Genomic DNA, 5,463 nt, shown 5'->3' on the forward strand with positions numbered 1-5,463 from the left:
TGAAACCTGCAAGAAAAGTATTGGACTCATCTACTTTCGTTAATAAACCAGGTACGAACATCAATGCCTGAGCAAAGATAATCGGCATTACGCCGGCTGCATTCACTTTCAATGGAATCCACTGTCTCGCTCCCTGCATAAGATTTCTGTTTACACCTCCTCTTGCCTGAGCTCTGCTTACATACTGAATAGGGATTTTTCTAACAGCCACGGATAATACCACAGCTAAAAGAACAACCAACATCCAGAAAATTACTTCAATAAGGATCATGATAGATCCCATACCTCCTTTTCCGTTCTGCACTGCCATTTCCTGAACGAATGCTTCCGGTAATCTTGAAAGAATCCCCACCATAATAAGGATAGAGATACCGTTTCCGATACCTTTGTCGGTGATTTTTTCACCTAACCACATTGCGAATACTGAACCCGCCACCAAGATTACAATACTTGGTAACCAGAACATAATAGAATTTGGCTCTACATAATATGCAGATGAGAACTGAGCATACGGTAAAAACAACTGAGTGATCGATGTTAAATAAGAAGGTGCCTGTACAAGACAAACTCCGATTGTTAACCATCTTGTGATCTGGTTCAATGTATTTCTACCAGACTCTCCATCTTTCTGAAGCTTCTGAAGATAAGGAATAGCCATTCCCATCAACTGAACAATAATAGAAGCAGAAATATAAGGCATGATACCTAACGCCATTACGGAAGCGTGGCTGAAAGCTCCCCCCGTAAACGACGAAAGCAAGCCAAGGAGACCTGCTCCTTGCTTGTTACCGCCTTGATTTTTATAATGCTCTAAGAGATCTCCTACTTCCGCAAGGTTAATTGCAGGTAATGAGATATAAGATGCGAATCTATACACAAGGATAATTCCTAAAGTAAAGAGAATTTTATCTCTTAGTTCTTTAAGACTCCAAATATTTTTGAGGGTTTGTATAAATTCTTTCATTAGTGATTATTATAAGGTAATTGCTTTTCCACCTGCCTTAGCGATAAGCTCTTCAGCAGATTTAGTGAACTTGTCAGCAGAGATTGAAACCGCAGATTTCAATTCTCCTCTACCCATAATTTTCACTAATTCGTTTTTAGTAATTAAACCATTCTCAATCATAACTTCTCTTGTAATATCTCCTGTGATAGATTTATTTTCAATTAAAGTCTGGATTGTATCCAGGTTTACTCCTCTAAACTCTTTTCTGTTTACGTTTTTGAATCCGAATTTCGGTAATCTTCTTTGTAAAGGCATCTGACCTCCTTCAAAACCGATTTTCTGAGAATAACCAGCTCTTGCTTTCTGTCCTTTGTGACCTTTTGTAGAAGTACCACCTTTTCCGCTACCTTGTCCTCTACCAATTCTTTTTGAATTGAAAGTAGATCCTGCAGCTGGCTTTATGTTGTTTAAATTCATTTTAAAATTATTTTAAAAATTATTTTTGAACTTCAAGTAAGTGACTAACTGCAGCTATCATTCCTAAGATAGAAGGAGTAGCTTCGTGTTCTACAACTTGGTGAAGTTTCTTAAATCCTAATGCTTCAAGCGTTCTCTTTTGGGTTTTTGTTCTTCCAATAGCGCTTCTTACTTGCTTTACTTTGATTGTTGCCATTGTTTTATATATTAACCGTTAAACACTTTACTTAGAGAAACTCCTCTCATTCTAGCGATTTCTTCAGGTCTTCTGATGTCCAATAACGCTTTGAAAGTAGCTTTCACTACGTTGTGAGGGTTAGAAGATCCTTTAGATTTTGAAAGGATATCGTGAATACCAGCAGACTCCAATACCGCTCTTACCGCACCTCCGGCGATAAGACCTGTACCGTGAGAAGCAGGTCTTAAGAAGATATCTGCACCTCCGTATCTGGCTGTAGTCTGGTGAGGGATTGTGTGGTTCATTACAGGAACTTTCACAAGGTTTTTCTTAGCGTCTTCCACTGCTTTAGCAATTGCAGAAGCAACCTCTTTAGATTTTCCTAATCCGTAACCGATAACTCCATCTTCGTTACCTACAACTACGATAGCAGAGAATCCGAAAGCTCTACCTCCTTTAGTTACTTTTGTTACTCTGTTAACAGCTACGAGACGATCTTTAAGTTCTAATCCTCCCGGTTTTACTCTTTCTATATTATCTAGTCCTAACATATTTTCCGAAATTTAATGATTAGAATTTAAGTCCACCTTCTCTCGCACCATCAGCAAGAGCTTTTACTCTTCCATGATATACGAATCCGTTTCTATCAAATACAATATTTTCGATTCCTGCAGCAATAGCTTTAGCAGCAATAGCTTTACCTACAGCAGCAGAAACTTCAGTCTTAGTTCCGTTAGCGTCAACTCCTTTCTCTCTTGAAGAAGCAGAAGCCAAAGTTTTTCCACTGTTATCGTCGATTAACTGAGCGTAAATTTCCTTATTACTTTTGTATACAGATAATCTTGGCAATTCAGAAGATCCGGAGATTTTTCCTCTTACTCTTCTTTTGATTCTTATTCTTTTTTCTAATTTACTTAATGCCATAATACTTATAATTTATTAAGCAGATTTACCAGCTTTACGTCTAACAATTTCTCCTACGAATCTTACCCCTTTACCTTTGTATGGTTCAGGCTTTCTGAAAGAACGGATCTTTGCAGCTACCATCCCTAGAAGTTGGTTGTCGTGAGACGTTAAAGTAATAATTGGGTTTTTACCTTTTTCAGTCAATGTATCTACTTTTACTTCGTTTGGAAGTTCAAGCACGATACCGTGAGAGAATCCTAAAGCCAACTCAAGTTTTTGACCTGCGTGAGAAGCTCTGTATCCTACCCCTACTAATTCCAGTTTCTTTTCGAAACCTGTGTTTACACCAACAATCATGTTGTTGATTAACGCTCTGTATAAACCGTGAAGCGCTTTGTGTTGTTTAGCATCAGATGGTCTGTTTACATTCAGTTCTCCATCTTTCTGTTCTATAGTAATTCCTGCTGTAAGCTCCTGAGTAAGTTCTCCTTTAGGACCTTTTACAGTTACCACACCATCTTTTTCAGTGATTGTAACTCCTGCTGGAACTGTTATAATTGCTTTACCAATTCTTGACATTTTCCTGTGATTAAAAATTAATAAACATAGCAGATTACTTCACCGCCTACTTTTTCTTCTCTAGCTTTCTTGTCAGTCATTACTCCTTTAGAAGTAGAGATGATAGAAATACCCAAACCGTTTAGTACTCTTGGAAGTTCTCCTGAACCTTTGTACTGTCTCAAACCTGGTCTAGAAGCTCTTTGAATAGACTTGATAGCTGGTTTGTTGGTTTGTTTGTCGTACTTTAAAGCGATTTTAATCGTACCCTGAACAGCGCTATCTTCAAACTTGTAGTTTAAGATATACCCCTGATCGAATAAGATCTTAGTAATCTCCTTTTTGATTTTCGATGCAGGAATTTCCACCACTTTGTGGCCTGCGCTTTGTGCGTTCCTTACTCTTGTTAGGAAATCTGAAATTGGATCTGTTACCATTTTTCTTTTATAAATTATTGGTTAAAGAACAATCAGTATTGTAAGGACTTGAAGAGTAAAATATCAGACCTCAGAAATCCCGGTCTGATATTTTTATCTTTAGTATCCAGACAACTTAATTGTCCCGATTTTTAATTAGTAATTATTACCAACTAGCTTTTTTAACTCCCGGGATAAGACCGTTGTTTGCCATTTCTCTGAAAGTTACTCTGGAAATACCGAACGTTCTCATGTATCCTCTTGGTCTACCTGTTAGTTTACATCTGTTGTGTAATCTTACAGGAGAAGCATTTTTAGGCAATTTTTGAAGTCCTTCGTAATCACCAGCTTCTTTAAGAGCCTGTCTTTTAGCAGCGTATTTAGCAACTAGTGCTTCTCTTTTGCGCTCACGCGCTTTCATTGATTCTTTAGCCATTTCTTAGTTCTTTTTAAATGGTAAACCGAAGTGAGTTAATAATGCTTTTGCTTCTTTATCTGTTTTCGCAGTAGTAACAAAAGTGATGTCCATCCCCTGGATTTTTTTCACTTTGTCGATTACGATCTCAGGGAAAATGATCTGCTCAGTGATCCCTAAGTTGTAGTTTCCTCTACCGTCGAAACCATCAGCCTTGATTCCAGAGAAATCTCTGATTCTTGGCAAAGCAGAAGAAGTTAATCTGTCTAAGAACTCATACATCTTATTCGCTCTAAGAGTAACTTTAGCACCTACAGGCATTCCTTTTCTCAATTTGAAAGCAGCTTCGTCTTTCTTAGAGATTGTACCTACAGCCTTCTGACCAGTGATGTTCGTTAATTCTTCAACAGCATAATCGATGATTTTTTTGTCTGCTGTAGCATCTCCTAAACCTTGAGATAAAACAATTTTCTCTAATCTAGGTACCTGCATTACAGATTTGTATCCGAATTCTTCCATCATTGCAGGAACAATCGTTTCTTTATATGCTTTTTTGGGTCTTGCTATATATTCCATGTGTTATTTAAAATTATAAAGTTTCACCCGTTTTTTTGTTGATTCTTACTTTCTTATCTCCTTCGATTTTGTAACCTACTTTGATAGCTTTTCCGTCTTTTCCAACTAAAGCTACGTTTGAGATATGAATAGAAGCTTCTCTTTCAACGATTCCTCCTTGAGGATTTGAAGCTGAAGGCTTAACGTGTTTTTTAACGATATTAAGTCCTGCAACAACTACTCTAGGGTCTTTTCCTTCTTTTTTGATCACTTCAATAACTTCACCTGTACCACCTTTAAGACCTTTCTTACCAGTAGTTACGATTACGTTATCTCCTCTTTTTATTTTTAACTTTGACATTTTTTTACAATTTTAAATATTAAAGTACTTCAGGAGCTAATGAAATGATTTTCATATATTCTTTGTCTCTCAACTCACGAGCAACTGGTCCGAAAACACGAGTTCCTCTCATTTCTCCCGCTGCGTTTAGCAATACACAAGCATTGTCTTCGAATTTGATGTATGAACCATCTTTTCTTCTTACTGCTTTTTTAGTTCTTACTACTACAGCTTTAGATACCTGACCTTTCTTAGCGTTTCCTGATGGTGTAGAATCTTTGATAGTAACAACGATTTTATCACCAACTGAAGCATATCTTCTTCTGGTTCCTCCCAGAACTCTGATAACCAATACTTCTTTAGCACCTGTGTTATCAGCAACTTTTAATCTTGATTCTGTTTGTAACATTATTACTTAGCTTTTTCAATGATTCTTACTAATCTCCATCTCTTGTTCTTGCTCAAAGGTCTAGTTTCCTGGATTAAAACTGTATCTCCTTCTGCGCATTCGTTGTTCTCGTCGTGTGCAGTATATTTTTTCGTTTTTAATACGAATTTACCGTACATCGGGTGCTTTACTCTCGTAGTTTCACTAACAACAATAGTTTTTTCCATTTTATTGCTGGAAACCACTCCGATTCTTTCTTTTCTTAAATTTCTATCCATTTTAAA

At 37.0% G+C, this 5,463-nt stretch carries 12 protein-coding genes; all 12 read right to left on the reverse strand.

All coding sequences use genetic code 11. From position 1 onward, the window contains the following. The coding region (locus tag WFK35_RS20090; protein ID WP_336734217.1) for a preprotein translocase subunit SecY at window positions 1–964 on the reverse strand (964 nt) is incomplete at its 3' end. Between the two features lie 9 nt (window positions 965–973). Continuing rightward, window positions 974–1,423, reverse strand: coding sequence for a 50S ribosomal protein L15 (gene rplO, locus WFK35_RS20095; protein WP_214588341.1), 450 nt, complete (start codon window positions 1,421–1,423; stop codon window positions 974–976). A gap of 19 nt (window positions 1,424–1,442) precedes the next feature. Beyond that, window positions 1,443–1,619: a 50S ribosomal protein L30 gene (rpmD, locus tag WFK35_RS20100; RefSeq protein ID WP_007839493.1), complete on the reverse strand. Its 177-nt coding sequence runs from the start codon at window positions 1,617–1,619 to the stop codon at window positions 1,443–1,445. An 11-nt stretch (window positions 1,620–1,630) separates the two neighbouring features. After that, window positions 1,631–2,152: a 30S ribosomal protein S5 gene (rpsE, locus tag WFK35_RS20105; protein WP_047401284.1), complete on the reverse strand. Its 522-nt coding sequence runs from the start codon at window positions 2,150–2,152 to the stop codon at window positions 1,631–1,633. 19 nt (window positions 2,153–2,171) lie between these two features. Next, window positions 2,172–2,525, reverse strand: a complete 354-nt coding sequence (gene rplR, locus WFK35_RS20110) for a 50S ribosomal protein L18 (protein WP_100377194.1) — start codon at window positions 2,523–2,525, stop codon at window positions 2,172–2,174. A gap of 15 nt (window positions 2,526–2,540) precedes the next feature. Then, complete coding sequence (gene rplF, locus WFK35_RS20115) at window positions 2,541–3,086, reverse strand: 50S ribosomal protein L6 (protein ID WP_116095830.1); 546 nt, start codon at window positions 3,084–3,086, stop codon at window positions 2,541–2,543. Window positions 3,087–3,103: 17 nt separating this feature from the next. Further along, the gene (gene rpsH / locus WFK35_RS20120) at window positions 3,104–3,502 is read right to left on the reverse strand and encodes a 30S ribosomal protein S8 (RefSeq protein ID WP_116095828.1); all 399 of its coding nucleotides are present in this window, start codon (window positions 3,500–3,502) and stop codon (window positions 3,104–3,106) included. Window positions 3,503–3,647: 145 nt separating this feature from the next. Next, entirely contained in the window at window positions 3,648–3,917 is a 270-nt protein-coding gene (gene rpsN / locus WFK35_RS20125) for a 30S ribosomal protein S14 (RefSeq protein WP_029297771.1), read from the reverse strand. Between the two features lie 3 nt (window positions 3,918–3,920). Continuing rightward, a complete protein-coding gene (rplE, locus tag WFK35_RS20130; protein WP_072883928.1) occupies window positions 3,921–4,472 on the reverse strand; it encodes a 50S ribosomal protein L5 in 552 nt (183 codons plus the stop codon). A gap of 13 nt (window positions 4,473–4,485) precedes the next feature. Next, window positions 4,486–4,812: a 50S ribosomal protein L24 gene (rplX, locus tag WFK35_RS20135; RefSeq protein WP_214588339.1), complete on the reverse strand. Its 327-nt coding sequence runs from the start codon at window positions 4,810–4,812 to the stop codon at window positions 4,486–4,488. A 19-nt stretch (window positions 4,813–4,831) separates the two neighbouring features. Next, entirely contained in the window at window positions 4,832–5,200 is a 369-nt protein-coding gene (gene rplN, locus WFK35_RS20140; protein WP_007839504.1) for a 50S ribosomal protein L14, read from the reverse strand. Window positions 5,201–5,202: 2 nt separating this feature from the next. Continuing rightward, window positions 5,203–5,457, reverse strand: coding sequence for a 30S ribosomal protein S17 (gene rpsQ / locus WFK35_RS20145; protein ID WP_029297775.1), 255 nt, complete (start codon window positions 5,455–5,457; stop codon window positions 5,203–5,205). Window positions 5,458–5,463 lie beyond the last annotated feature (6 nt).

The organism is Chryseobacterium sp. VD8 (assembly GCF_037149975.1).
In the GTDB taxonomy this organism is placed as follows: Bacteria; Bacteroidota; Bacteroidia; order Flavobacteriales; family Weeksellaceae; genus Chryseobacterium; species Chryseobacterium indicum.

What these genes read in the sequence shown, in the direction of transcription:
- rpmD (WP_007839493.1), bottom strand. Translation starts at nt 1,619, where the DNA reads ATGGCAACAATCAAAGTAAAGCAAGTAAGAAGCGCTATTGGAAGAACA.
- rplO (WP_214588341.1), bottom strand. Translation starts at nt 1,423, where the DNA reads ATGAATTTAAACAACATAAAGCCAGCTGCAGGATCTACTTTCAATTCA.
- rplE (WP_072883928.1), bottom strand. Translation starts at nt 4,472, where the DNA reads ATGGAATATATAGCAAGACCCAAAAAAGCATATAAAGAAACGATTGTT.
- rpsN (WP_029297771.1), bottom strand. Translation starts at nt 3,917, where the DNA reads ATGGCTAAAGAATCAATGAAAGCGCGTGAGCGCAAAAGAGAAGCACTA.
- rplN (WP_007839504.1), bottom strand. Translation starts at nt 5,200, where the DNA reads ATGTTACAAACAGAATCAAGATTAAAAGTTGCTGATAACACAGGTGCT.
- rpsE (WP_047401284.1), bottom strand. Translation starts at nt 2,152, where the DNA reads ATGTTAGGACTAGATAATATAGAAAGAGTAAAACCGGGAGGATTAGAA.
- rplF (WP_116095830.1), bottom strand. Translation starts at nt 3,086, where the DNA reads ATGTCAAGAATTGGTAAAGCAATTATAACAGTTCCAGCAGGAGTTACA.
- rpsQ (WP_029297775.1), bottom strand. Translation starts at nt 5,457, where the DNA reads ATGGATAGAAATTTAAGAAAAGAAAGAATCGGAGTGGTTTCCAGCAAT.
- rplX (WP_214588339.1), bottom strand. Translation starts at nt 4,812, where the DNA reads ATGTCAAAGTTAAAAATAAAAAGAGGAGATAACGTAATCGTAACTACT.
- rplR (WP_100377194.1), bottom strand. Translation starts at nt 2,525, where the DNA reads ATGGCATTAAGTAAATTAGAAAAAAGAATAAGAATCAAAAGAAGAGTA.
- rpsH (WP_116095828.1), bottom strand. Translation starts at nt 3,502, where the DNA reads ATGGTAACAGATCCAATTTCAGATTTCCTAACAAGAGTAAGGAACGCA.